Source organism: Actinospica robiniae DSM 44927, assembly GCF_000504285.1.
GTDB lineage: Bacteria > Actinomycetota > Actinomycetes > Streptomycetales > Catenulisporaceae > Actinospica > Actinospica robiniae.
In genome coordinates this window covers 5,077,388-5,103,438 of sequence record NZ_KI632511.1, presented here as the reverse complement: position 1 = coordinate 5,103,438, position 26,051 = coordinate 5,077,388, and the positions used below count along the sequence as shown (strand labels likewise).

Genomic DNA, 26,051 nt, shown 5'->3' with positions numbered 1-26,051 from the left:
AGCAGAGAGGCGTCAGGTGAGCGACTCCGTCGAGGTGATCTCGGCCGCCGCCTATACGGAGGGTGAGCCGGCGGGCGGAGAGCTGCTGCTCGAGGGCACGGACGGGTCCGGCGCGGTGCGTCGGACCGTCCTGCCCGGCGGCATCCGGGTGGTGACCGAGGCGATGCCGCTGGTGCGCTCGGTCTCGATCGGGATATGGGTGGGCGTCGGCTCGCGGGACGAGTCTCCCGCGGTGGCCGGCGCCAGCCACTTCCTCGAGCACCTGCTGTTCAAGGGCACGCCGCGGCGCAGCGCCCTGGACATCTCGGCCGAGATCGAGGCGGTCGGCGGGGATATCAACGCCTTCACCACGAAGGAGTACACCTGCTACTACGCGCGGGTGCTCGACGCCGACCTGCCGCTGGCCGCGGACGTGCTCACCGACGTGGTGGGCGCGGCGCTGCTGCGCGAGCAGGACGTCGAGTCCGAGCGCGGGGTGATCCTCGAAGAGATCGCCATGACCGAGGACGACCCGGGCGACCTGGTGCACGAGGAGTTCTCGCTGGCGCTGTGGGGCGACACCCCGCTCGGCCGGCCGATCGCCGGCTCGGTCGACTCGGTGCGCGAGCTCTCCCGGGACCAGATCGCCGAGCACTACCGCAGCCACTACACCGGGCCCAACCTGGTGGTGGCCGCGGCCGGCAACCTGACCCACGAGCACGTGGTCGAACTGGTGTGGGCGGGCTTCGAGCAGGTCGCCCGGCACTCGCACATCAGCCTGGACCGGGAGCTCGGCCCGAACGTCTCCCGGGCCGAACTGGACGCGGCGGCCGGACCGGCCCCGCTCACCCTGGCCCCCGCGGTGCGGCTGCTGGGCAAGAAGACCGAGCAGGCGCACCTCGTGCTCGGCACCCCGGGCGTCAACCGGCTCGACGACCGGCGCTGGGCGCTGGGCGTGCTGGCCGCGGTGCTCGGCGGCGGCATGTCCTCCCGGCTGTTCCAGGAGGTCCGGGAGAAGCGCGGGCTGGCCTACTCGGTCTACAGCTTCGCCACCCAGTTCACCGACTCCGGCGCCTTCGGCGTCTACGCGGGCTGCCAGCCGAAGAAGCTGCGCGAGGTGCTCTCGCTGTGCCGGGACGAGATCGGCAAGGCCGCGGCGGACGGGATCAGCGAGAGCGAGCTCGCCCTCGGCATCGGCCAGCTGCGCGGCGGCACCGTGCTGGGGCTGGAGGATACCGGATCGCGGATGAGCCGGCTGGGCAAGAGCGAGTTGGTCTACGGTCAGCATCTGTCGGTGGACGAAGTGCTCGAGCGCATGGGCGCGGTGACCATGGACGAGGTGCGGCGGGTCGCCGCCGAACTGTTGGCGACGGCCCCGGCCACGGCGGTCGTCGGTCCCTACCAGAACGTCGAGGATTTCTCGTGAGTATCGCTGTGGCCGTGTTCGGCGCGGCCGGCCGGATGGGCCGTCAGGTGTGCGACGCGGTCGAGGCCGCCGAGGGCCTGGAGCTGGTGGCCCGCGTCGACGTGGGCGAGGACCCGAAGCTGGCCGTCGAGGCGGGCGCGCGGGTCGCGGTGGACTTCACCCACCCGGACGCCGTGCTGGGCAACCTCGAGTTCTGCGTCCGCAACGGCATCCACGTGGTCGTGGGCACCAGCGGCTTCGGCCCGGACAAGATCGAGCAGGTGCAGCGGCTGCTGGCGGAGAACCCGGAGTCGGGCGTGGGCGTACTGGTGGCCCCGAACTTCTCCCTCGGCGCGGTCCTGATGATGAAGTTCGCGGCCCAGGCGGCCCCGTACTTCGAGTCGGTGGAGATCGTCGAGCTGCACCACCCGGACAAGGCCGACGCCCCGAGCGGCACCGCGCTGCGCACCGCGCAGCTGATCGCCGACGCGCGCACCGCCGCGGGCACGGCCCCGTCGCCCGACGCCACCGTGCACGACGAGGGCGGCCACCGCGGCGGCAAGGTGCAGGACGTGACGATCCACTCGGTGCGCCTGCGCGGCCTGGTCGCGCACCAGGAAGTGCTGCTCGGCGGCGTGGGCGAGACCCTGACGCTGCGCCACGACTCCCTCGACCGCGCCTCGTTCATGCCCGGCGTGGTCGTCGGCGTGCGTGAAGTCGCCGCGCACCCCGGGCTGACGATCGGCCTCGAGCACTATCTGAGCCTGTGAAGAAGCTTGAGCACAGTCTGAGCCTGTGAAGAAGCATTGAACACAGCTTGAGCCTGTAACGAGAACGAGCCTGCGAACGTCTGGAACTGATCTACATGCGTGCCCGTACCACCGCCTTCATCCTCGGCGCAGTGCTCGTGTTCTACCTCGTCGGCTGCGTCTGGCGCGGAGTGCTGGCCCTGTACACCGCGGTGGACAAGGGCTCTGTCACCGCGGGCGTGCTCGGGGTGGCGGTGCTGATCTTCGGCTTCATCGGCTCCTGGGTGCTCTACCGCGAGATCCGCTTCGGCTTCGCCACCGAGCGTCTGGCCAAGGCCCTCGACGATGACGAGACCCCCGGTGGCGGCCTGCGCTACGAGGAGATCGACGGCCTGCCCCGTTCCCCCGGCGGCCGTGTGGATCGCGCGGCGGCCGACGCCCTGTTCGCCCGCCGCAAGGCCGAGACCGAGGCCACGCCCGAGGACTGGCGCTGCTGGTACCGCCTCGCCGCCGCGTACTACGCCGCGAAGGACTCCTCCCGCGCCCGCGCCGCCATGCGCCACGCGGTGAAGCTGGAGTTCGAGGCCCAGCCGGGCACGGCTCAGCCCTCGTCGGTGTAGGCCGGCCACTCGTCCGTCGGGATGACGAAGCCGAACGGCTCGGGGAGTCGGATCGGTTCGCCGTAGCGGCCGTGGCTGTGCACTTGATAGCCGGGCCGTGAACCGTTGAGGACGTGCAGCGTCGATGTATTCGACACGATGATCCGGCAGAAGCTCATCCGCGACGATCACCCGATTAAGTGACGATCACTCACTCGGATGAGTGTGGAACGACGCCTGGCGCGCGGTTGGCGCGCCAGACGTCGTTGCTCAGGCTGCTGCGAAGGGCCTCGAGCGGGGTCAGACCTCGATGATCACCGGCAGGATCATCGGGCGGCGGCGGAAGGTCACGTCGACCCACTTGCCGACCACTCGGCGGATGATCTGCTGCAGCTGGTAGGCCTCGCCCACGCCTTCGGCGGCGGCGTCGGCGAGGGCCTCCTCGATCTTCGGGATGACCGCGGCGAGCTGCTCGTCGTCGATGCCGGCGCCCCGGGACTGGACCTGCAGCGTGCCGGTGACCTTGCCGGTGTCCGAGTCGACCACGGCGAAGACGGAGATGAAGCCCTCGTCGCCGAGGATCCGGCGGTCCTTGAGCGAGGCCTCGGTGATGTCGCCGATGGAGGCGCCGTCGACGTACACGTATCCGCACGGGACCTTGCCGGCGATCCGGGCGACGCCGTCGACCAGGTCCACGGCCACGCCGTCCTCGGCGAGCACCGTGCGCTCGCGAGGGACGCCGGTGAGCACGGCCAGGTCGGCGTTCGCGCGCAGGTGGCGCCATTCGCCGTGGACCGGCATGACGTTGCGTGGCTTGGCCAGGTTGTAGAAGTACAGCAGCTCGCCGGCCGAGGCGTGCCCGGAGACGTGCACCTTCGCGTTGCCCTTGTGCACGACGTTCGCGCCCCAACGGCTCAGGCCGTTGATGACGCGGTAGACCGCCGACTCGTTGCCGGGGATCAGCGAGGACGCGAGCACGACCGTGTCGTTCTCCACGATCCGGATCTGGTGGTCGCGGCTGGCCATCCGGGAGAGCGCGGCCATCGGCTCGCCCTGCGAACCGGTGCACACCAGCACCACCTGCTCCGGTGGGAGCTCCTCGATCTGCTTGGCGTCGATCACCAGGCCCTCGGGCACGCGCAGGTAGCCGAGGTCGCGGGCGACGCCCATGTTGCGCACCATCGAGCGGCCGATGAAGGCGACCTTGCGCCGGTACTTGACCGCGCAGTCGAGCACCTGCTGGATCCGGTGCACGTGGCTGGCGAAGGACGCGACGATCAGGCGGCGCTCGGCGTTCGCGAAGGCGCGGTCGAGCGCGGGCTGGATCTCCCGCTCGCTGGCCACGAAGCCGGGCACCTCGGCGTTGGTGGAGTCCACCAGCACCAGGTCCAGGCCCTCCTCGCCCAGCCGGGAGACCCCGGCCAGGTCGGTCAGCCGGCCGTCGAGCGGCAGCTGGTCCATCTTGAAGTCGCCGGTGTGCAGCACGGTGCCGGCCGGGGTCTTGATGACCACGGCGAGGGCGTCCGGGATGGAGTGGTTGACCGCGAGGAACGAGCAGTCGAAGGGCCCGATCCGCTCGGTCTGACCCTCCTTCACCTCCAGCGTGTACGGCCGGATCCGGTGCTCGGCCAGCTTCGCCTCGATCAGCGCGAGGGTCAGCTGAGAGCCGATCAGCGGGATGTCGGCCCGCTCCTTGAGCAGGTAGGGCACCGCGCCGATGTGGTCCTCGTGACCGTGCGTGAGCACGACCGCGACGACGTCGTCGTACCGGTCCCGGATCGAGGTGAAGTCCGGCAGGATCAGGTCCACGCCGGGCTGCTCGGGCTCGGGGAAGAGCACCCCGCAGTCGACGATCAGCAGCTTGCCGCCGAACTCGAACACGGTCATGTTGCGGCCGATCTCGCCCAGGCCGCCGAGCGGAGTGACCCGCAGGGCACCTTCGGACAGCGGCGGAGGGGTCCCCAGCTCGGGGTGGGGATGGCTCATCTGGCGGCTCCTTGTGGTGCTTGTGTGCAATTGTCCATGGTCTTCAGGTGTTTTCCCTGTTCAGTTGTGCGGCGCTGGGCCGGAAGTGTGTACGGGCGTGGGTCGCCGTGCGGGTCTGGCTCGGTTCTCGCGGTGCCTGGTTCGGGTGGGGGAGCGGCGGGGGGCGGGGCGGGGTCAGATGGCGATGCCGACCGCCGCCAGGTCGGCCCGGAGCGTGGCCAGCCCGGCCCCGTCCAGCTCGACCAGCGGCAGCCGCAGCGGACCGCCGGGCCGGCCGAGGGCGCGCAACGCCGCCTTGATGGTGATTACCCCCTGCGTGCGGAACACACCCGTGTACACCGGAAGCAGCATCCGGTGGATGTCGCGGGCCTTGGCCACGTCGCCGGCGAAGTAGGCCTCGTACATGGCGGCCAGCTCGGCGGCCACGAGGTGGGAGACGACGGAGACGGTGCCGACCGAGCCGATCGCCGCGAAGGGCAGGTTGAGCATGTCGTCGCCGCAGTAGTAGGCCAGGTCGGTCTCCGCCATGACCCGGCTGGACGCGCCGAGGTCGCCCTTGGCGTCCTTGACCGCGACGATCCGCGGGTGCTCGGCCAGGCGCAGCAGCGTCTCGGTCTCGATCGGGGTGGCGGTGCGGCCGGGGATGTCATACAGCATGACCGGCAGCCCGGTGGCGTCGGCGACGGTCTCGAAGTGCGCCCGCACCCCGGCCTGCGGCGGCTTGCTGTAGTAGGGCGTGACCACGAGCAGCGCGTGCGCGCCGGCGCCGTCGGCGGCCAGGGCCTGCTCGACCGTGTGCCGGGTGTCGTTGCTGCCGACGCCCGCGATGACCCGGGCCCGGTCGCCCACGGCCTCGAGCACGGCGCGCACCAGCGCGCTCTTCTCGGCGTCGGTGGTGGTCGGGGCCTCGCCGGTGGTGCCGTTGACGACCAGGCCGGTGCTGCCGGCGTCCACGAGCTGCTGGGCCAACTGCTGCGCGCCGTCGAGGTCGAGGCCGCCGTCGGCGGCGAAGGGGGTGACCATCGCGGTGACGACGCGGCCGAAGGGCACGGAGCTGGTGAAGGACGCCATGGGATAAAGCTACCGGACGGGCCGATGGCGGCACACCGCGGAAACGGCCGGGACGGCGGCGTGGCGGGCGGCGGCGCGCAAGGGGAGGAGGATGCGGCGGTTGCTGGAGGGACGCCCGCCGCGCCGAGTTCGGGGGGTCTCGACGCGGCGGGGTCCTGCCGTTATCTACGAGCGGCGCGCGGGAGGGTCACGGGTCCCGCCGTCCAGTTCATCCGATGGGGTGGACGTCGCATGAACCGGTTGCGATCACCGGGCCGGGCTCGGCGGCGCGCGAGCGCGGCCGGCGGCCCCGGGTGTTGTGGAAGGACTGTGACAAGACCGCTACTACGGGGCGACCCGGCCGTTGCGGTTCCAGGCGCCGTGGGTGAGCGGCATGGTCTCGGCGAAGTGGTCTTCCATCCGCTCGGCCACCATCTCGATCTCGCGCTGCGGGAACGACGGGAAGCTCGCGTCCTCGCGCTTGGTGCGCAGGGACAGGAAGTGCATCAGCGCCCTGGCGTTGCAGGTCGCGTACATCGACGAGTAGATCGAGACCGGCAGCACGCCCCGGGCGACCTCGCGCGCCACACCCGCCTCGAGCATCTCCAGGTACGCGCGGTACGACTCGGTGCACACCCGGCGCGTCGTGCTCTCGACCAACTCGTGCTGCTCGGCGCTGCCGTCGACGAACACGTAGCGGCCCGGCTTGCCCTCCTGCACCAGCATCCGCTCCCTGCCGGGCACGTAGAAGACCGGCTCGAGCCTGCGGTAGCGGCCGCTCTCCTCGTTGTAGCTGAAGGTGCGGTGCCGCATGAACTCGCGGAAGACGAAGATCGGCGCGGAGACGTAGAAGGTGAACTGGTTGTGCTCGAACGGCGAGCCGTGCCGGTCGCGCATCAGGTAATTGATCAGTCCGGCGGAGCGCTCGGCGTCCCCGCCGACCTCCTGCAGCGACTTCTCGCCGGCGGTGGAGACGCGCGCGGCGAAGAGCACGTCCGCGTCCGCGGCGGTGGCCTTGACCAGCTCGACCGTGACGTCGGAGCGGAAGCGCACCGCCTGCTCCGGCGCGTCGCCCTCCGGCTCGCCCGTCGGCGCGGTCGTGGTGGCGGTCGGCTGCGTGGACATGCGGCGGCTCCTGGCTGGACGTTCCCGGTCCCGGACGGGGGATGACGAGCTCTCAGCCTAGTCGGCGCCGCCGACAGTGCCGATCAGGACGCCTCCCGGCCGCAGACGCCGAAGGCCCCGCGTCGCCGCGGGGCCTTCGGAGCTGTGCGTGGTGACGCGGCGTCAGCCGAGCGTCATGGTGTCCGAGTTGCCGCTGTTGCTGGTGCCGGTCAGCGTGCCCGAGGAGAGCGTGCCGATCTGCAGGCCGGCCGCGTTCATCAGGGACAGCACGTTGTCGATCGTGGCCGGGACGACGATGCTCGGGAAGTTGCCGATCTGCGTGGTCGCGGCGAGGGTGTCGTCGACCGACTGGGCCTCGAGCGCCTGCTCGATGGAGACCCGGCTGTCGCCGAGCGCCTGGGCCTGGGCCAGCGCGGCGTCGAACGCGGCGATCGTGTTCGGGTTGGACTGGGTGAACTTGGTCAGCGCGAAGTAGCCGCTGACCGGCATGTCGGCCGCGGTGCCCGAGGACAGGTTGGCCAGCTCGACGACCTTGCCGGTCTCCAGCGCCTGGGTCAGGTACGGCTCCTGCAACACGCCGGCCGAGGAGTTGCCCGAGGCGATGTTGCTCAGGATCTGCTTCGCCGCCGAGGCCGGGTCGGCGTCGGCCGCGGCCGTGTGGATGTTGGACTGCCGGGACGGCACCGGCGCCTGCTCCGACATCGCCCACGCGGCCAGGGAGACGTACTCCGGGCTGTCGAAGGCGGGCACCGAGACTGAGATCCCGGCACCGGCGATCTTGGAGGCGATGGTCGTGGCGGGGTCGGCGGACAAGCCCGTGTTCGTGCGCGCGGCGACCAGGCCGAAGGTGTCCGAGCCGGCGTCGTACGCCTCGCCGACGACCTGCAGCAGCGGGGCCACCCCGGCCGCGTTCTGGTTGTCGAGGAACGAGGTGTAGTCGCCGAGCGCGATCTGGATCTCGCCGCTCTTGAGCGCCTTCTCCTCGTCGGTGTCGTCGGCGTACGCCTTGGGGGTCACGCTCAGGCCGCCGGTGTTGAACAGGCCCTGCTTGATGCCGAGCAGGAACGGCGCGGAGCCGAGGCTGTTGACGTAGCCGATGGTGATGTCGGGAGTCTCCACCGAGGCGGACCCGCTGCTGCACGCGGTCAGCACCGAGGCCGACACGGTGAGCGAAAGGCCGAGCGCGCCGAGGCGGGTGAGCCGGGCGCGCGAGCGGACCGGCCGCGCGCTCCGCGGGGCTCCGATGGGCTGGGGCATGTCAAACCTCTCGGGTCGGGCTCGTCTCGCGTCTGGCGGCGTCATGCTAATCCACTTCCGGGTGACCATGAATACTGGCCTGGAAACAGCACAGATCGGTTTCGAAACGGTACGCGCTTCGTCGGGGATTGTGTCGATCGTAATTGCCTCGGGTATATAGCTACAGACCCTGGCTACGCTTTGTCGTGATACGGCGACTATCCGTCAGCGCGATAACGTTCCTGGTCCGCGGAGGCCGTCAGGACCTGTCGCATCCTTCCACCGCGTGTCGGCAATACGCCAGGACCGTCGGTGAAATCTCGGCAAAGTCGTCCGTTTTATCCCTGTATATGAACTCTGTTCCCAGGTTGATTCTGAATTGTGGCAACCCCGTCTTGGCTGGGGGACACAGACTGTGCTGGAATGCGTTTCCTGAACGGACCGTCGAGCACTGCGCTCGAACGGTCGAGCGATGCCGCACCGCGGCGCGTGCGGGCAGCCGGGAAGGCCGCCCCGTGCCGTAGGACACGGCCAGAATCTGGTGAGGGCAAGTGCAGACACGACCCGTGACCCCGCGCCGCGAGTCCGCCCCAGGCGGCGCCCGCAGTGCCGGAGTCGACTCGGCCGCGTCGGAGCGGCGGCGGGGTCGCCCCCAGGGACCGACACCACCCGCGCCGAACGCCCGCGACGCCGCGCCCGCTCAGCCGGGGCGCTTCTCCCTGCGCAGTTGGCGAGTGCGCAACAGGCTCTTCCTGCTCGTGTGCTTCCCGCTGGTGATCGCCATCGGCGTGGCCGCCACCCGAGTCAACACGCTGTATCAGGACCGTTCCCATCTGCAGCACGCCCGGTTCCAGGCCGGTACCGCCGCCCAGGTCGAGCAGCTGCTGCTGACGATCCAGCAGGAGCGCCAGGCCGCCGCGGTGTGCGTGGCCATGGAGACCGGCGGCTCGCCCTGCGTCGAGGGGTCGAAGACCAACCCCAACCCCTACTACGTCGAGTTCGAAGACGCGATCGGCGCCACCACGCAGACCGTCGAGCAGCTGACGCCGATCGCCGAGTCCGTGGCCCAGGACGGCTCCTTCGCCGCCCAGCTGCGCGCGGCCGCCGCCGAGGCGCTCGGGCGCGCCCAGGACCTCGGCGCGATCCGCAAGTCGGTCACCACCCAGGCGGCCGTCTACACCGTCACCTTCAACTCCTACAGCGGCGTGATCGACGACGTCATGGCGGTGCTCGCGGCGACCGCGGCCGGCACCTCGGACCAGTCGGTGACCCAGGACAACCAGGCGCTCTCGGCGCTCAACCAGATGATCGAGTCCGAGTCGATCGCCGAGGTCATCACCGACCAGGTCTACGCGGCCCAGGGCGCGCTGAGCCCGGAGCTGGTGCAGAACAGCCAGGCCCAGGAGCTGCAGGACGCGCTGGCGTCCTACGACTCCGCGCAGCAGAGCTTCGACACGACCGCGTCCCAGGCGCTGGTGCAGTCCTACGACTCCACCGTCTCCGGGCCGCTGGTCTCCGGCGCCTCGGCCGGTGTCACCTCCGCGCTGGCCGTGGTGCAGGACTCGAAGCAGGGCCAGTTCGGGGTGAACAACCCGATCTGGGTCAACAGCACCAACAACATCAGCGACGGTCTGGTCAACGAGGATCTGCCGGGCACCATCGGCGACCTGCGCTCGGTCCAGGCCCTCGCCATCGACCAGATGGTCGACGACTCGCAGTCCCTGCTCAACGCGGCCGACAGCGACCTGTACCTGAACATCGGCATCATCATCTTCGCGTTGCTGCTCTCCTTCCTCGGCACCCTGCTGGTGGCCCGGTCGCTGACCCGGCCGCTCGGCATGCTGCGGGCCGCCGCGCTGGAGATCGCGGCCACCCGACTGCCGGAGATGGTCCGCCGGCTGCGTGACGCGGACGCGGCCACCGCGGACGCCAACAGCCGGGTCGAACCGATCCCGATCACCTCCTCCGACGAGATCGGCGAGGTGGCGCGCTCCTTCGACGAGGTCCACCAGCAGGCCGTGCGCCTGGCCTCCGAGCAGGCCATGCTCCGTGCGAACGTCAACTCGATGTTCGTCAACCTCTCCCGCCGCTCCCAGTCGCTGGTCCAGCGCCAGCTGCGCCTGATCGACGAGCTGGAGAACAGCGAGCAGGACCCGGACCAGCTCGCGAGCCTGTTCAAGCTCGACCACCTCGCCACCCGTATGCGCCGCAACGGTGAGAACCTGCTGGTCCTCGCGGGTGAGGAGCCGGGCCGCAAGTGGAGCCAGGCCGTGCGCCTGCTCGACGTGCTGCGCGCCGGCGCGTCCGAGGTGGAGCAGTACGAGCGGGTCGCCCTGCACGACCTGCCCGACACCAACGTCGTCGGCCGCGTCGTCAACGACCTCGTGCACCTGGTGGCCGAGCTGCTGGAGAACGCGACCTCGTTCTCCGCGCCGGAGACCAAGGTCACCGTCACCGCCAACACGCTCAACACCGGCGGCGTGATGCTCGAGATCGAGGACTCCGGCATCGGCATGACGCCCGAGGAACTCGACGACGCGAACGAGCGGCTGGCCAACCCGCCGGTCATCGACGTCGCCATCTCCCGCCGCATGGGCCTGTACGTGGTCGGCCGGCTGGCCACCCGCCACGGCATCCAGGTCCGCCTGCGCCGCTCGGCCGGCGGCGGCATCACCGCCCTCGTGCTCGTGCCCAGCTCGCTGCTCGCGGGCGTCGAGGGCGAGCAGGTGCCGGCGACGGAGCTGTCCGCCACCGGTGTGCGCAACCTCGGCGCGCTGCCGCGCCGCGGCGCCCTGCCCTCGGAGCCGCTGCCCACCTACGACGACCCGCTGGAGAGCTCGTTCGGCGGCGGGCCGCGCGCCCTGGCCGAGTCCCCGTCGGCCGGCCTCGGCGGACTGCCGCCGGCGCCGTTGGACGAGTTCGAGCCCGGTTCCTCCGGCCTCGGCGGCCGTCCGGCCGGCTCGGGCTCCATCCCCGGCGCCCGCAGCCCGATGGACGAGGCGCCCCCGGCCACCCGCCCGGCCCCGCCGGTCGGCCCGCCGGTCAACCCGTTCGCCGCGCAGCCGCCGCGCGAGGAGCCGGCCCCGGCCCCGTTCGAGCCGCCGTTCGGCCCCCCGAGCGCGCCCGCGGCCCCGCCCGCGCCGCCGTTCGGCGCCGACGCCCCGTTCGGCCCGCCGGCCGGAGCGCAGCCCGGCCTGTCCGCTCCGGCAGCCTTCGGCAGCGAGCCGCCGGCCCCGGGCAACCCGTTCCGGGCCGCGCCGCGGGCGGAACTCGGCCTCGACGGCTCGGCCCAGGGGCTCCAGCAGCCCCCGCTGCCGCCGCCGTTCCCGCCGGCCGAGCCGGCGAAGCAGGCCCCGCCCGTCCCGCCGCAGCCCCCCGCGATGACCCAGCCGCTGCCGCAGGTGCCCGCGGCCCCGCCGCAGGCTCCGCCCACCCCGCCGCCGACCCGCAGCGAGTCCACCGGACAGCTGCCGCGGATCCGCGACGTGGGCAACACCGGCCAGTTCCCGGCGGTCGGCTCGAAGGGTCCGGGCGCGCCCCGGCACTCCGGCGACACCGGCCAGATCCCGGTCGTGCCGCGCTCGGCCGCGCCGAACGCCCCGGTCGCCCCGCAGCGCCGGGCCTCGGACGACACCGCGCAGTTCCGGCTCAACCCGCAGGCGGACCCGGCCGGCTCCGGCTCGTTCTCGGTGGCCGACCGGCTCTTCGCCAGCGACCCGCTGCCCCCGGCCCCGGCCACGGACGAGCGGCTGCCGATCTTCGAGGCGATGGAGTCCGAGTGGTTCCGCCGCCGGGACGAGGCCCGGGCCCAGGCGGCCCAGGCCGCCTCGCAGCGGCCCACCGGCTTCGCCGGACCGGCCGAGCGCGCCCCGGTGCCGACCCCTGCTCCGCAGGCCCGGGTCCGACCGGCCGAGCCGCAGGTTCAGCCGCAGGCCGAGGCCCGTTCGGTCGAGCCGCTGGAGCAGGCGCCCGCTTTCCCGACACCGCCGACCGTCGCGCCGGAAACGCCCGCGGCACCCGTACCGAACTCCGCAGGAGACAGGCCTATGGAGACCCCCCCGCCGAGCTGGCCGACCTCTTCCGCCTCGGCCGCGGAGGAGGTGCGGGCGCCGGAAGGCGCGCGCGGTAACTCCGGGTCCTGGTCCTCTCCGGGCGACGAAGGCTGGCGGGCGGCCCAGGCCGCCGCGAAGCCGGTCGCCGCAGGGCTGACGCAGAAGGGCTTGCCCAAGCGCGTGCCCAAGTCCAACCTGGTGCCAGGCTCGGCCGGCGGAACCGGAGCGGCCAAGGCCACCCCGCCGCCGATGGCTCCGCGCTCGGCGGAGGAGGTGCGCGGACGGCTCTCCAGCTTCCACCGCGGCCTGCGCCAGGGCCGGGACGCCGCGACCGGCCAGGACACCAACCCGTCCGAAGGCGAGCGCTGATCGCCATGGCCGGCACCACTCCAGGCAACCATTTCGAAAGGGCACAACCGTGAGCGAGCTGAGCCAGGCGGCGCAGAACCTCAACTGGCTGATCACCAACTTCGTGGACCGCGTGCCCGGTGTGGCTCACACCGTCGTGGTGTCCTCGGACGGCCTGCTGCTCGCCGTCTCCAACGGCTTCCCGCGGGACCGGGCCGACCAGCTCGCCGCGGTGGCCTCCGGCCTGTCCAGCCTCACCACCGGAGCCGCTCGGATCTTCGAGGGCGGCTCGGTCACCCAGACCGTGGTGGAGATGGTGCGCGGCTTCCTGTTCGTCATGGCCATCAGCGACGGCTCCGTGCTCGCCGTGCTGGCCTCCTCGGATTGCGACATGGGCCTGATCGGCTACGAGATGGCCCTGCTGGTGGAGCGGGCCGGCGACACGCTCACGCCCGCGTTGCGGGCCGAGCTGCAGAACTCGCTCCCCCGGTAGGCGCAGGTCTTATCCCCCGCGTGAAGGACGGTTTCATTGAGCTCAGGACAAGACTCCTCCCCGCTTGTCCGCCCGTACGCCATGACCGGCGGCCGGACGCGGGCGCGCTATCAACTGGCCATCGAGGCGCTGGTGACCACCACGCCTCAGGGCCGCAACGCCGGCTACGGACTCATGCCGGAACACCAGCGGATCTGCGAACTGTGCGTCGAGATCAAGTCGCTGGCCGAGATCGCCGCGCTGATGCGGATGCCGCTGGGCGTGGCCCGGGTGATGGTCGGGGACATGGCCGAGTCGGGCCTGATCGCGGTCCAGCAGCCGGGCTCCGCCGAAGGCAAGCCGGACCTCGCGCTTCTGGAAAGGGTGCTCCTTGGACTTCGCAACCTCTAGTGCGGGCTACGCCGCGCCCGCGCCCTCCGGACCGACCACGTCGGTCAAGATCGTCGTGGCGGGCGGGTTCGGAGTCGGCAAGACCACCTTCGTCGGCGCCGTCTCCGAGATCAGCCCGCTGACCACGGAAGCGGTCATGACGGCGGCGAGCGATGGGATCGACGACCTGTCGAAGGTCCCGGACAAGACAACGACCACCGTCGCGATGGACTTCGGCCGTGTGTCGCTGGACCGCGAACTGATCCTGTACCTGTTCGGCACCCCCGGGCAGAACAGATTCTGGTTCATGTGGGACGACCTGACCCGCGGCGCCATCGGCGCCGTGGTGCTGGTCGACACCCGCCGGCTGGCCGACTGCTTCGCCGCGATCGACTACTTCGAAGACGCGGGCCTGCCGTACATCATCGCGGTCAACTGCTTCGACGGCGTGCTCAGCCACGAGATGGACGACGTGCGCGAGGCCCTCTCGGTGCCGACCGACGTCCCGATCGTCACCTGCGACGCGCGCTCGCGCGAGTCGACGAAGCTGACGCTCATCCGGTTGGTCGAGCACGCGATGTCGCGGTTCGCCGCGATGCGCTGACCCCAGTCAGACCTCTCGCCCGCCCCCGCTCCACCGTCCGGAGCGGGGGCGGGCGACGCCTGCTCACTCGTTCGGCTCTCGCAGCGGGTTTCCTGACGCCCCGACGGGTTACCTTGCGATCATGGCGACGACGAGAACGGGCGAGAGCGGGCATGCCGAGCATTTCGGCTATGTGATCTTCATCGCGGCCGCGGCCGCCATGGGCGGGTTCCTGTTCGGCTATGACAGCTCCGTGATCAACGGCGCGGTCACCGGCATCCAGAAGCACTTCAACGTCGGTACGAACGCGACCGGCTTCGCGGTCTCCTCGGCCCTGCTCGGCTCGGCCTTCGGCGCGTGGATCGCCGGGCCCATCGCCGACCGGATCGGCCGGGTCAAGGTCATGCTGATCGCCTCGGTGCTCTTCGTCATCTCCGGCGTGCTCAGCGGTCTGGCCTTCTCCATCGTCGACCTCTCGATCTGGCGCATCGTCGGCGGTATCGCGATCGGTATCGCCTCGGTGGTCGCCCCCACGTACATCGCCGAGATCGCTCCGCCGCAGTACCGCGGCCGGCTCGGCTCGCTGCAGCAGATGGCGATCGTGACCGGCATCTTCGTCTCGCAGCTGATCAACTACGGCCTGGCCCAGGCGGCCAACGGCCAGACCACGAACAACATCTGGGGCCTGCAGGCCTGGCGCTGGATGCTGATCATCGAGGCCTTCCCCGCGCTGCTCTACGGCGGGCTCGCGCTGGCGGTGCCGGAGTCGCCGCGGTACCTCATCGCCACCCACCAGACCAGCCGCGCGCAGAACGTGCTGCACAAGGTCGAAGGCGACAACCTGGACGTCGACGGGCGGATCGCCGAGATCGACCACGTCATCAGGTCCGAGCACAAGCCCCGCTTCCGCGATCTGCTCGGCCCCAACGGCTTCGTCCTGCCGATCGTGCTGATCGGTATCGGCCTGTCGATCTTCCAGCAGTTCGTCGGCATCAACGTGATCTTCTACTACTCGTCGCTGCTGTGGCAGTCGGTGGGCTACAACGTCTCGAGCTCGCTGCTGCTGTCCGTGTCCACCTCGATCGTCAACGTCGTCGGCACCATCGTGGCGATCTCGGTGATCGACCGGGTCGGGCGCAAGCCGCTCGCCCTGATCGGCTCGCTGGGCATGACGGCCGCGCTGGCCGTGGTCGCCTGGGCCTTCTCGCACGTGGACAAGACCAGCGGCGTCGGCTCGATCCCGAAGTCCTACGGCACCACCGCGATCGTCGGCGCGCACGTGTTCGTGTTCTTCTTCGCCATGTCCTGGGGCGTGGTGGTCTGGGTGCTGCTCGGCGAGATGTTCCCGAACAAGATCCGCGCGCTCGCGCTGTCGGTGGCCGCGTCCTTCCAGTGGCTGGCCAACTTCGCCGTCTCGCAGTCCTTCCCGAGCCTGAGCCGTTGGTCGCTCACCGGCTCGTACACCATCTACGCCGTCATGGCGCTGCTGTCGTTCTTCTTCGTCCTCAAGTTCGTCAAGGAGACGAAGGGCAAGGCGCTGGAGGAAATGGGCTAGACACGCCGTCTACGCCCGTCTTGCCGGCTACGCGCCGGATCGCACCCCGCGTGCCGCGCCCTCGTTCCCGGGCGCGGCACGCAGTGCGAGCAGGGCGATGTCGTCGCTGAGCGGGCCGTCGCCGAACTGCTCGACGCCGCGCTGGATCCGGGCCGTGATCCCGGCGGCGGAGAGCGCGTGGCAGTCCGCGAGCAGCCGGGCGAGGCCGTCTTCGCCGAGCATCGCGCCGCCGCGCCGGCGCTCGGAGGCGCCGTCGGTGAAGCAGAGCATGGCGTCGCCCGGACGCAGCTGCACGGTGTCGATGTGGAAGTCCGGATCGCCCTCGATCACCCCGAGCAGCGGCTGCGCGGAGCCGGCCGCCTCGATCCGGCCGTCGGTGCGCAGGATCAGCGGCGGCGGGTGGCCGGCGCAGATCAGCGCCAGGCTGAGCGAGCCGTCCGGCTGCGGCTCGGCCTCGGCGTATATCAGGGTCAGGAAACGCCCGCGCTCGCCCTCGTCCAGGATGGCCTGGTTGAGCCGGTGCAGCACCGTGGTCGGACGCAGTCCCTCCCGGGCCAGCAGCCGCAGCGAGTGCCGGGCCAGGCCGGTGACCGCGGCCGCCTGCGGGCCGGTGCCGCACACGTCGCCCACGGCCAGGCCCCAGCAGCCGGGGCGGATCTCGAAGACGTCGTAGAAGTCCCCGCCGACCAGGGTGTCGTAGCCGATGTCGGCGTTGGCCCCGTCCTGGCCGGCCGGATGGTAGAACACGGCGATGTCGGCGCCGTCCACGTGCGGGATCTCCGGCGGCAGCAGCGTGGACTGCAGCTGGTGCGCGGTGCGGCGCAGCTCGGCGTAGGAGAGCGCCGCGTCGTAGGTGACCGAGATGCGCCGGGCCAGGTCCCAGGCCAGGTCCCCGGCCTCGCGGGTGAGCCGGACGCCGGGGGCGGTGGCCAGCGCGATGGTGCCCAGCGGGCGGCCGCGCGCCTCCAGCGGCAGCACCAGCAGCTCGCCGGGGCGCAGCCGGGTGTGCTCGGTCCGCGGCCACTGCGCGGCGTCCATGCCGGGCTGCGGCTCCCCGGACGCGGCCACCGCGCCGGCCAGCGGGTCGTACCAGTCCTCGTCCGCGTGCCAGACCAGCGCGGGCCGGCGCCGGCCGTTCTCGTCGTGCCGGTGGATCGCGCACCAGCGGGCCAGCGAGGGCACCAGCAGCTGCGCGGCCAGGGCCAGGGTGCGCTCCGGGTCGAGCGAGCCGGCCAGCAGCTCGCCGGCCTCGGCCAGGAAGGAGAGCGCGGCCCGGCGGCTCTGCCCGGCCTCGGCCAGCCGCGCGGTCTCCACGGTCAGCGCGATCCGCTCGGCCTCCAGGGCCAGGCGCAGCGCGTCCGGTTCGCCGATCCGGTCCGGGGCGTGGTCGGCTACCGCGATCAGGCCGGTGGTGCGCCCGCCCACGGTCAGCGGGGCGGTGGAGAGCGAACGCACGCCGAGCCCGGTCAGCGCGGAGAGCAGGGCGCTGGAGTGCTCGGCCTGGCCGGCCAGGTCCGGGTAGACCGAGGGCAGCGCGGACAGGTCGATCCGGGTGGAGGCGCTGGGCACCTGGGTGACCTGCGGCAGGGCGCCGGTCGGCACGCCGGCCGCGGCCCGCAGCCGCAGCGTGCCCGGGGCGTCGTCCTGGGTCAGCAGGATCAGCGCGGTGTCCAGGTCGAACAGGTTGCGGATGTGCTCGGCCATGGTGCGCAGGTGGTCGTCGAGCTCCTCGACGCTGTGCGGGTCCCAGGCGGGCAGCGCGTCCGCGCCGTCCAGCCCGGGCACGGCCGGGGGCGTCGAGGCCGGCGCGCCCTGGCGGGCCGGGAGCGGCAGGTCGAACCAGACCTGCTTCGAGGTGCGCGAGTACTGCACGCCCCAGGCGTCGGCCAGATGCGCGGTCAGGTACAGGCCCCAGCCCTGCTCCGGCGCCTCGGGCACGCCGTGCCCGTCCTCGAGCTCGGCCATCGCCTCGCGGGCGGACGGCGGACGGGGCGCGGGCAGGGCCTTGCCGGGGTGGCGGTCGGCCACCTCGATCCGGATCGCGGCCGGCTCGCCGTCCGCGCCGTGGCGCAGCTCACAGGTGACGGCGGCGGCGGTGCCGGCGTGTACGACGGCGTTGGTGACCAGTTCGCTGGTGAGCAGCAAGGTGTCGTCGAGCACGGATTCGATTCCGTATTGACCGGTTTCATCCCATTGCGCCAGAGTTTCCCGGACGAATCTGCGCGCCTCGTTGGCCGCGCCGGGCGCGGCGGCGAACTCGGCGGCGCGGGTCATGCTCATCGCGGCAGTCTAAAGCCCGGATGGCGAGCCGGGCTCCAAGTGGGCTTGATAAAGCCGCAAACGATTCGGAATTCCGTGCGAAACCGGACAGCGCCGCCGGGTGACGGGCATACGATACGAGGACGGGATTTCGCGCTCGAGGCGAAGGAGAGGCGATGACGCAGCGCGCGGGCAACGCGTCGGACGCAAGGGTGGACGCGGCGGTGGCGGCCGATCTGGCCGAGGCCGTGCGCACCCTACGGCAGGTGCGGGACGGGGACCTGCGCCGGCGCCTCGACGTGCGTCCGGCTTCGCCGCTCGCCCCGCTGGCCGCCGTCGTGAACGAGATCGTGGACCGCGAGCAGGCGCTGCACGCCGAGCTGGGCCGGGTGGCCAAGGCGGTCGGACGCGACGGCCGGCTGGCCGCGCGGATCGCGCCCGGTCCCGGCGCCGGGGCCTGGCAGCGCACCGTGGACGCGCTCAACAACATGCTCGACGGGCTGGTCCTGCCGATGCAGGAGTCCGGCCAGGTGGTCGAGCTGCTCGCCGAGGGCAAGCTGCGCGAGGCCTCCGCCTCGCCGCTGGCGCTGCAGGTGGACGGGCGTTCGCTGCGCGGAGACCTGCTGCGCCAGGTGCGCGGGGTGAACCGGCTCGCCGCCCAGCAGCTGCGGCTGCACGAGGCGATCGACCGGATGAACCGGACGAGTGCCGGAGCCGGAGCCGACGGCGCGGCCTCCGCGGTGCGGGCCGAGGTGGCCGGCGCGGCGGCCGCGGGCGGACCGCGGGCCGGCCAGTTCCCCGGCGAGTGGTCCACCCTGGTCGGCTCGATGGAGCAGACCAGCCACCGCTTCGCCGACCAGGTGCACGAGCTGCTGCGGGTGACCACCGCGGTGGCCGACGGCGACCTCTCGCGCAAGGTGGAGGGCCCGGCCGCGGGGGCGATGGCCGAGCTCAAGGCCACCATCAACTCGATGGTGGACCAGCTCAGCGGCTTCGCCTCGGAGGTGATCCGGGTCACCCGCGAGCTCGGCACCGAGGGCCAGCTCGGCGGCCAGGCCGTGGTGCCCGGCGCCGACGGCATCTGGCGCGACCTGACCGACTCGGTCAACTCGGCCGCGCGCAACCTCACCGCGCAGGTGCGCGACATAGCCGGTGTGACCACGGCGGTGGCCGAGGGCGACCTGTCGCAGAAGATCACGGTCGAGGTCTCCGGCGAGATGCTCGAGCTGAAGGAGACCATCAACTCGATGGTGGACCAGCTCTCCACCTTCGCCGACGAGGTCACCCGGGTCGCCCGCGAGGTGGGCACCGAGGGCAAGCTGGGCGGGCAGGCGCTGGTCCCGGGCGTGGGCGGGACCTGGAAGGACCTGACCAACTCGGTCAACTCGATGGCCTCGAACCTGACCAGCCAGGTGCGCAACATCGCCCAGGTCACCACCGCGGTGGCCCGGGGCGACCTGTCCGAGAAGATCGACGTGGACGCCCGCGGCGAGGTGCTCGAGCTGAAGAACACCGTGAACGCGATGGTGGACCAGCTCTCCGCGTTCGCCTCGGAGGTCACCCGCGTCGCCCGCGAGGTGGGCACCGAGGGCCAGCTCGGCGGCCAGGCCACCGTGCCGGGCGTGGCCGGGGTGTGGCAGGAGCTGACCAGCTCCGTGAACTCGATGGCCTCGAACCTGACCAGCCAGGTGCGCAACATCGCCCTGGTCACCACGGCCGTGGCCCGGGGCGACCTGTCCCAGAAGATCAGCGTGGACGCGCGCGGCGAGATCCTCCAGCTGAAGGAGACCGTCAACACGATGGTCGACCAGCTCTCCGCGTTCGCGGACGAGGTGACCCGCGTCGCCCGCGAGGTGGGCACGGACGGCCAGCTCGGCGGCCAGGCGCACGTGCGCGGGGTGGCCGGCATCTGGAAGGACCTGACCGACACGGTCAACGTCATGGCCTACAACCTGACCAGCCAGGTGCGCGGCATCGCCCAGGTGGCCATCGCGGTGGCCCGGGGCGACCTGTCCGAGAAGATCGACGTGGACGCCCGCGGCGAGGTGCTCGAGCTGAAGAACACCATCAACGCGATGGTGGACCAGCTCTCCGCGTTCGCGGACGAGGTGACCCGGGTGGCCCGCGAGGTGGGCACCGAGGGGCGCCTCGGCGGCCAGGCCAAGGTCCCGGGCGTGGCCGGCACCTGGAAGGACCTGACCGACACCGTCAACGTCATGGCGAACAACCTCACCGGCCAGGTGCGCAACATCGCCATGGTCACCACGGCCGTGGCCCGGGGCGATCTGTCCAAGAAGATCGACGTCGACGTGCGCGGCGAGATCCTCGAGCTCAAGACCACGATCAACACGATGGTCGACCAGCTCTCCGCCTTCGCCTCGGAGGTCACCCGCGTCGCCCGCGAGGTCGGCACCGAGGGCCAGCTCGGCGGCCAGGCCACCGTGCCCGGCGTGGCCGGCACCTGGCAGCGGCTGACCGAGTCGGTCAACCAGCTCGCCGGCAACCTGACCACCCAGGTGCGCGCCATCGCCGAGGTGGCCACCGCGGTCACCCGCGGCGACCTGACCCAGCAGATCGACGTGGACACGTCCGGGGAGGTGGCCGAGCTCAAGGACAACATCAACCAGATGATCGCGAACCTGCGCGAGACCACCCGGCGCAACCAGGACCAGGACTGGCTCAAGGGCAACCTGGCCCGCATCAGCAGCCTGATGCAAGGGCAGCGCGACCCCTCGGCCGTGGCCCAGCTGATCATGGCCGAGCTGACCCCGGTGGTCGACGGCCAGCACGGCGCGTTCTACCTGCTGGAGAACGGCCGGCTGCGGATGCTGGCCGGCTACGGCCGGGCCGCGACCGCCCCCGACGGCGTGGACGTGGCCTTCCGGCTCGGCGACGGCCTGGTCGGCCAGGTGGCCGCGCAGCGCAAGCCGATCCACCTGACCCGGGTGCCGGCCGGCTACCTGCGCATCGGCAGCGGCCTCGGCTCGGCCGACCCGGCCTCGCTGATCGTGCTGCCGGTATTGTTCGAGAACCAGCTGCTCGCGGTGATCGAGATCGCCTCGTTCGAGCAGTTCACCGAGATCCAGCTGGCCTTCCTGGACCAGATCCTGGAGTCCGTCGGCGTCACCGTGAAGACCATCATGGCCAACTCGGTCACCGAGGACCTGCTGGCCAAGTCGCGGCAGCTGACCGCGCAGCTCGAGGAGCGCTCCGAGGAACTCCAGTCGCAGCAGGAGGAACTGCGCCGCTCGAACGCGGAGCTCGCCGAGAAGGCGGCGCTGCTGGCCCGGCAGAACAAGGACATCGAGGTCAAGAACTCCGAGATCGAACAGGCCCGGCAGGCGCTGCAGGAGCGGGCCGACCAGCTGGCCCTGGCGAGCAAGTACAAGAGCGAATTCCTCGCCAACATGTCGCACGAGCTGCGCACCCCGCTCAACAGCCTGCTGATCCTGGCCCGGCTGCTCGCGGACAACAGCGAGGGCAACCTGACGGGCAAGCAGATCGAGTTCGCCGAGACCATCCACGGCTCCGGCTCCGACCTGCTCGGCCTGATCAGCGACATCCTCGACCTGTCCAAGATCGAGGCGGGCCGGATGGACGTGCAGACCTCGCCGATAGCCCTCTCGTCGCTCGTCGAGTACGTCGAGGCGACCTTCCGGCCGCTCACCGCGGAAAAGGGCCTCGACTTCGCGGTCCGGCTCGACCCGCACGCCCCGGGCGAGCTGCACACCGACGAGCAGCGGCTGCAGCAGGTGCTGCGCAACCTGCTGTCGAACGCGGCGAAGTTCACCGCGGAGGGCACCGTCGAGCTGACCATCTCGGTCTCCGAGCAGGTCCACGTCGGCGACGGCGACGACATCGTCACGCTGCCCAAGGCGGTCGCGTTCGAGGTCGCCGACACCGGCATCGGCATCGCCGAGGAGAAGCTGCGGATCATCTTCGAGGCCTTCCAGCAGGCCGACGGCACGATCAGCCGCAAGTACGCCGGCACCGGCCTCGGCCTGTCGATCAGCCGCGAGATCGCGCACCTGCTCGGCGGCGCGATCACGGTGCAGTCCACCCTCGGCCGCGGCTCGGTGTTCACGCTGTATCTGCCGATGGAGCCGCCGATCCAGGCCATCAGCGTGCCGCGGATGCGGGTTCCGGAGCAGCGCGGCCTGCTCGGCGTCGCCGACGACCGCCCGGCCGACGGCGCGCGCGCCACCGCCGTGGTCACGCGCTCGCGCGACCTCGGCCTGGACGGGATGAGCCGCTACCCCGGCCGCTTCGACGGCGAGGTGGTCCTGGTCGTGGACGACGACGTGCGCAACGTCTTCGCCCTCACCAGCGTGCTCGAGCAGCACGGCCTGTCCGTGCGCTACGCCGAGAACGGGCTGGAGGGCATCGACATGCTCGAGCGCTCGGACCGGATCGACCTGGTGCTGATGGACATCATGATGCCGGAGATGGACGGCTACACCACGATGCGCGCGATCCGCCGGATGGAGCGCTTCGCCGACCTGCCCATCATCGCCCTGACCGCCAAGGCGATGCAGGGGGATCGGGAAAAGGCGATCGAGGCCGGCGCCTCCGAATACGTCACCAAGCCCGTGGTCACCGGGCAATTGCTCGATCTGATTCGTCTTTGGCTCACTGCGAGTGACGGCCCGGGGCGGGTACGGTAGAGGCGCGGACGGAAGGTTCGCTCGATACGGCAGCTCGGCCTCGGCCGAAAGCCCGCGGCGGAAGGCGAAGGCGATGGTGACGGAACGGGCGAAGATCCTCCTCGTGGACGACCGCCCGGAGAACCTGGTCGCCCTCGAAGCCGTGCTCGGCGCGCTGGACCAGACCCTGGTGCGCGCCGCCTCGGGCGAGGAGGCCCTCAAAGCCCTGCTGTCCGAGGACTTCGCGGTGATCCTGCTGGACGTGCAGATGCCCGGCCTCGACGGCTTCGAGACCGCGGCGCACATCAAGCGGCGCGAGCGCACCAAGGACATCCCGATCATCTTCCTGACCGCGGTGTCCAACGGCCCGCACCACACCTTCCGCGGCTACGCGGCGGGCGCGGTGGACTACCTGGCCAAGCCGTTCGACCCGTGGATCCTGCGGGCGAAGGTGTCCGTGTTCGTGGAGCTGCACCGCAAGAACCTGCTGCTCAAGGAGCAGGCCCAGCTGCTCGCCGACCGTCTCGCCGAGCGGGACGAGGCCGGGCGCGACGGCGCGCTGCTGGTGGCCGAGCTCGCCGCCCGGCTCGCCGCGGTCGAGGAGAACGCGCGGGCGCTGGAGAAGCTGGCCGCGGACGGGCCGGCGGAGTCGGTGCTCAAGAGCGAGCTGACGAGCACCCTTGATACGCTCGGCAGCCGGCTCGGCCGGCTGCGAAGCGCCCTGGACGCGCTGTCCTGACGCGCTCCGTTCGCCGCGGCACCACGCTCCGCCACGTGCCGCGGCTTCTGGCGCGCGCCGTGACCTTAAAGGCCTTGCGCTGTTCGCGTTCCGCGCCTGACGGGTGATCATCCAGTAGTCTCGAACCATGCCGTCTCCTGCCCCCGCGAAGCGTACGCAGGCGAAGCGCACGGCCAAGAAGCCGGCTGCGCGGCCCGCGCGCGCCGGTGCGGGCAAGGCCAAGGGCAAGGGCAAGGGCAAGGGTTCTGCCACTCCGACCGTGCGCGGTCCGGTCGACCTGTTCTTCCATGCGCTGACGCTCTTTCTGACCATGCTCTGGGTCGGCACCAGCCGCGGCGTGGGCGCGCTGGCGCGGCGGGGGAGGGGGCGCAAGGTGCGGGCCGCGGATACGGCCGCCCGCACCGGTGACGGCGCCGCCGTCGCGCCCGGCGCGGCCGAGCGGCAGGGGCTGCATCCCGATCACCGGCGCGACGGCGCGGGCCTGCTGCTGATCGCCGCCGGCCTGATCGTCGGGGCGGCCGTGTTCCACAAGGTGCCCGGGGTCGTGGGCGACGGCATCTACGACTTCGTGGTCGGTGCGGCCGGCTGCCTGGCCTGGGTGATCCCGCTGGTGCTGCTGGGCTTGGCGATCCGGGTCATGCGCCACCCGAACGAGACGGTGGAGGAGTCCGGGCGGATCGCGATCGGACTCACCTGCTTGAGCCTGAGCGTGCTCGGGGTGACGCACATCGCGCGCGGCGCGCCGACCCCGTCGATGGGGGCCGAGGCGATGCGGCACGGCACGGGCTGGCTGGGCTGGTTCGCCTCGGCGCCGCTCTCCGCCGTGCTCAGCCAGTGGCTGACCGTCCCGCTGCTGTTGCTGCTCGGCTTCTTCGGCCTGCTGGTGACCACGGCCACGCCGATCTACCGGATCCCGGGCCGGCTGCGCGACGCGCGGGCGCGGGCCGACCGGATGCTGGACACGGCGTTCCACGGCCGGGCGCTGCCGGCCGGCGACCCGAGGCTGGACGGCAGCGATCCGACGGAGCTGGCCGCGGTCGGGGGTCTGCCGCTCGGGCCGGCCGATCCCGAGGTGGACCCGGAGCTTCCGCAGGACCCTGATCTCGACGGGCCGGCCGCGGCCGAGCCGACCGTGCTGCTCCCGCTGCCGCTGCAGAAGAAGACCCGGGCGCCGAGGTCTCCGCGCGCGTCCAAGCCCGAGCCGGATCAGCTTCCGATCACCCGGCCCGCGGTCGGCGCCGGCTCGCTCGAGCTGCCGCCGCCGGAGCTGCTGGCCGCGGGCGCGCCGCTGCGGGCCCGGTCGAAGGCGAACGACGCCGTGGTGGAGTCGCTGACCGGGGTGTTCGCGCAGTTCTCGGTGGACGCCAGGGTCACCGGCTTCACCCGCGGCCCCACGGTCACCCGGTACGAGGTCGAACTCGGCCAGGCGGTGAAGGTGGAGCGGATCACGGCCCTGTCGAAGAACATCGCCTACGCGGTGGCCTCGGCCGACGTGCGCATCCTCTCGCCGATCCCGGGCAAGTCCGCCATAGGGATCGAGATCCCCAACACCGACCGGGAGATGGTCTCGCTCGGCGACATCCTGCGCTCGAGCGACGCGGTCGGCGACGCGCACCCGATGCTGGTGGGTCTCGGCAAGGACGTCGAGGGCCGCGACATCACCGCCAACCTCACCCGCATGCCGCACATCCTGGTGGCCGGCGCCACCGGCGCGGGCAAGAGCACCTGCATCAATACCCTGGTCATCTCGGTGCTGATGCGGGCCACCCCGGACCAGGTGAAGCTGATCATGGTCGACCCCAAGCGGGTCGAGCTGACCGCCTACGAGGGCGTGCCGCACCTGATCGTGCCGATCATCACCTCGCCGAAGAAGGCGGCTGAGGCCCTGCAGTGGGTCGTGCGCGAGATGGACCTGCGCTACGACGACCTGGCCGAGACCGGCTTCCGGCACCTGGACGACTACAACAAGGCCGTGCGGGAGAAGGACAAGCGGGTCGAGACGCCGCTCGGCAGCGACCGCGAGTTCCGCGAGCACCCGTACCTGCTGGTGATCGTGGACGAGCTGGCCGACCTGATGATGGTGGCCCCGCGCGACGTCGAGGACTCGATCGTGCGCATCACCCAGCTGGCCCGGGCCGCCGGCATCCACCTGGTGCTGGCCACCCAGCGGCCCAGCGTCGACGTGGTCACCGGCCTGATCAAGGCGAACGTGCCCTCCCGGCTCGCCTTCGCCACCTCCTCGCTGGCCGACTCCCGGGTCATCCTGGACCAGCCGGGCGCGGAGAAGCTGGTGGGCAAGGGCGACGCGCTGTTCCTGCCGATGGGCGCGTCCAAGCCGACCCGGCTGCAGGGCGCCTACCTCTCGGACGAGGAGATCGCCGGCGTCGTCGAGTTCTGGAAGGCCCGCGAGACGCCGGAGTACCGCACCGACGTGACCGAGGGCGCGGCCGGGCCGAAGAAGCCGGAGGAGGAGATCGGCGACGACCTCGAGCTGCTGGTCTCCGCGGCCGAGCTGATCGTCTCCAGCCAGTTCGGCTCCACCTCCATGCTCCAGCGCAAGCTGAGGGTCGGCTTCGCCAAGGCGGGCCGGCTGATGGACCTGCTCGAGCAGCGCGGGGTGGTCGGGCCGTCCGAGGGGGCCAAGGCGCGGGACGTGCTGGTGCGTCCGGAGGACCTCCAGCAGGTGCTCGACGCCCTCAACGCCGAGGCGTGACCTTCCGACCACCTGCGCGTTAGCCGGTACGGGCGCATGGGAGCGCCCGCCAATCGGGGGAAACCGCGGCCCGGGAGGGGACGGTACGCCCGGAACCGGGCACGAACCGGTAAGGCAAGCAGATAAACGGGTCCGGAGCCCGGCGGTCCGGCTCGGCCGGACCCGGCG

The 26,051-nt window shown here is 71.6% G+C and carries 17 protein-coding genes; 11 read left to right on the top strand and 6 right to left on the bottom strand.

All coding sequences use genetic code 11. The features are described from left to right. The first annotated feature begins 16 nt into the window (after positions 1-16). From ACTRO_RS49040 to ACTRO_RS21505, 3 genes are all read left to right on the top strand, one after another. Positions 17-1,405 (top strand): M16 family metallopeptidase, encoded by a 1,389-nt coding sequence (locus ACTRO_RS49040; RefSeq protein WP_245594447.1) that lies wholly within the window; start codon positions 17-19, stop codon positions 1,403-1,405. Beyond that, positions 1,402-2,154, top strand: a complete 753-nt coding sequence (gene dapB, locus ACTRO_RS49035; protein ID WP_034265655.1) for a 4-hydroxy-tetrahydrodipicolinate reductase — start codon at positions 1,402-1,404, stop codon at positions 2,152-2,154. The genes ACTRO_RS49040 and dapB overlap by 4 nt, the downstream gene beginning before the upstream one ends. A gap of 95 nt (positions 2,155-2,249) precedes the next feature. Continuing rightward, complete coding sequence (locus tag ACTRO_RS21505; protein WP_034265653.1) at positions 2,250-2,753, top strand: hypothetical protein; 504 nt, start codon at positions 2,250-2,252, stop codon at positions 2,751-2,753. Here ACTRO_RS21505 and ACTRO_RS47385 read toward each other — a convergent pair. The 5 genes from ACTRO_RS47385 to ACTRO_RS21485 form a co-directional block, all read right to left on the bottom strand. Beyond that, positions 2,735-2,890 (bottom strand): hypothetical protein, encoded by a 156-nt coding sequence (locus ACTRO_RS47385; RefSeq protein ID WP_157436360.1) that lies wholly within the window; start codon positions 2,888-2,890, stop codon positions 2,735-2,737. The two genes, ACTRO_RS21505 and ACTRO_RS47385, sit on opposite strands and share 19 nt — an antisense overlap. Positions 2,891-3,032: 142 nt before the next feature. Further along, the gene (locus ACTRO_RS21500; RefSeq protein ID WP_034265651.1) at positions 3,033-4,718 is read right to left on the bottom strand and encodes a ribonuclease J; all 1,686 of its coding nucleotides are present in this window, start codon (positions 4,716-4,718) and stop codon (positions 3,033-3,035) included. 174 nt (positions 4,719-4,892) lie between these two features. Then, on the bottom strand, positions 4,893-5,789 hold the full coding sequence (gene dapA / locus ACTRO_RS21495) for a 4-hydroxy-tetrahydrodipicolinate synthase (RefSeq protein WP_034265649.1): 897 nt from the start codon (positions 5,787-5,789) through the stop codon (positions 4,893-4,895). A gap of 324 nt (positions 5,790-6,113) precedes the next feature. Next, positions 6,114-6,893 (bottom strand): FAD-dependent thymidylate synthase, encoded by a 780-nt coding sequence (thyX, locus tag ACTRO_RS21490; protein WP_084316447.1) that lies wholly within the window; start codon positions 6,891-6,893, stop codon positions 6,114-6,116. 162 nt (positions 6,894-7,055) lie between these two features. Beyond that, complete coding sequence (locus ACTRO_RS21485) at positions 7,056-8,150, bottom strand: ABC transporter substrate-binding protein (protein ID WP_034265647.1); 1,095 nt, start codon at positions 8,148-8,150, stop codon at positions 7,056-7,058. 713 nt (positions 8,151-8,863) lie between these two features. On the opposite strand from ACTRO_RS21485, the gene ACTRO_RS50410 reads away from it, so the two are divergent. From ACTRO_RS50410 to ACTRO_RS21460, 5 genes are all read left to right on the top strand, one after another. After that, positions 8,864-12,550 carry a sensor histidine kinase gene (locus ACTRO_RS50410; protein ID WP_034265646.1) on the top strand — a complete coding sequence of 1,229 codons (3,687 nt, stop codon included), beginning with the start codon at positions 8,864-8,866 and terminating at the stop codon, positions 12,548-12,550. 49 nt (positions 12,551-12,599) lie between these two features. Further along, complete coding sequence (locus ACTRO_RS21475) at positions 12,600-13,022, top strand: roadblock/LC7 domain-containing protein (protein ID WP_034265643.1); 423 nt, start codon at positions 12,600-12,602, stop codon at positions 13,020-13,022. A gap of 36 nt (positions 13,023-13,058) precedes the next feature. Further along, on the top strand, positions 13,059-13,412 hold the full coding sequence (locus ACTRO_RS21470) for a DUF742 domain-containing protein (protein ID WP_051451169.1): 354 nt from the start codon (positions 13,059-13,061) through the stop codon (positions 13,410-13,412). Next, positions 13,393-13,995 (top strand): GTP-binding protein, encoded by a 603-nt coding sequence (locus ACTRO_RS21465; RefSeq protein WP_034265637.1) that lies wholly within the window; start codon positions 13,393-13,395, stop codon positions 13,993-13,995. Before ACTRO_RS21470 ends, ACTRO_RS21465 begins: the two co-directional genes overlap by 20 nt. Positions 13,996-14,116: 121 nt before the next feature. Next, positions 14,117-15,529, top strand: a complete 1,413-nt coding sequence (locus ACTRO_RS21460; RefSeq protein WP_084316446.1) for a sugar porter family MFS transporter — start codon at positions 14,117-14,119, stop codon at positions 15,527-15,529. 27 nt (positions 15,530-15,556) lie between these two features. Here ACTRO_RS21460 and ACTRO_RS21455 read toward each other — a convergent pair whose 3' ends face one another. Next, positions 15,557-17,809 (bottom strand): SpoIIE family protein phosphatase, encoded by a 2,253-nt coding sequence (locus tag ACTRO_RS21455; protein WP_063628049.1) that lies wholly within the window; start codon positions 17,807-17,809, stop codon positions 15,557-15,559. Positions 17,810-17,964: 155 nt separating this feature from the next. Here ACTRO_RS21455 and ACTRO_RS21450 point away from each other — a divergent pair, with 155 nt between their 5' ends. The 3 genes from ACTRO_RS21450 to ACTRO_RS21440 all read left to right on the top strand — a co-directional run bounded on the left by ACTRO_RS21450 (position 17,965) and on the right by ACTRO_RS21440 (position 25,883). Beyond that, positions 17,965-22,452, top strand: a complete 4,488-nt coding sequence (locus ACTRO_RS21450) for a HAMP domain-containing protein (protein ID WP_034265629.1) — start codon at positions 17,965-17,967, stop codon at positions 22,450-22,452. Between the two features lie 76 nt (positions 22,453-22,528). Continuing rightward, complete coding sequence (locus tag ACTRO_RS21445; RefSeq protein ID WP_034276017.1) at positions 22,529-23,170, top strand: response regulator; 642 nt, start codon at positions 22,529-22,531, stop codon at positions 23,168-23,170. A 127-nt stretch (positions 23,171-23,297) separates the two neighbouring features. Continuing rightward, positions 23,298-25,883, top strand: coding sequence for a DNA translocase FtsK (locus ACTRO_RS21440; RefSeq protein ID WP_034265627.1), 2,586 nt, complete (start codon positions 23,298-23,300; stop codon positions 25,881-25,883). Positions 25,884-26,051: the final 168 nt, after the last annotated feature.

What these genes read in the sequence shown, in the direction of transcription:
- ACTRO_RS21455 (WP_063628049.1), bottom strand. Translation starts at nt 17,809, where the DNA reads ATGAGCATGACCCGCGCCGCCGAGTTCGCCGCCGCGCCCGGCGCGGCC.
- ACTRO_RS21500 (WP_034265651.1), bottom strand. Translation starts at nt 4,718, where the DNA reads ATGAGCCATCCCCACCCCGAGCTGGGGACCCCTCCGCCGCTGTCCGAA.
- dapA (WP_034265649.1), bottom strand. Translation starts at nt 5,789, where the DNA reads ATGGCGTCCTTCACCAGCTCCGTGCCCTTCGGCCGCGTCGTCACCGCG.
- ACTRO_RS21450 (WP_034265629.1), top strand. Translation starts at nt 17,965, where the DNA reads ATGACGCAGCGCGCGGGCAACGCGTCGGACGCAAGGGTGGACGCGGCG.
- ACTRO_RS21440 (WP_034265627.1), top strand. Translation starts at nt 23,298, where the DNA reads ATGCCGTCTCCTGCCCCCGCGAAGCGTACGCAGGCGAAGCGCACGGCC.
- ACTRO_RS21460 (WP_084316446.1), top strand. Translation starts at nt 14,117, where the DNA reads ATGGCGACGACGAGAACGGGCGAGAGCGGGCATGCCGAGCATTTCGGC.
- thyX (WP_084316447.1), bottom strand. Translation starts at nt 6,893, where the DNA reads ATGTCCACGCAGCCGACCGCCACCACGACCGCGCCGACGGGCGAGCCG.
- ACTRO_RS21485 (WP_034265647.1), bottom strand. Translation starts at nt 8,150, where the DNA reads ATGCCCCAGCCCATCGGAGCCCCGCGGAGCGCGCGGCCGGTCCGCTCG.
- ACTRO_RS21505 (WP_034265653.1), top strand. Translation starts at nt 2,250, where the DNA reads ATGCGTGCCCGTACCACCGCCTTCATCCTCGGCGCAGTGCTCGTGTTC.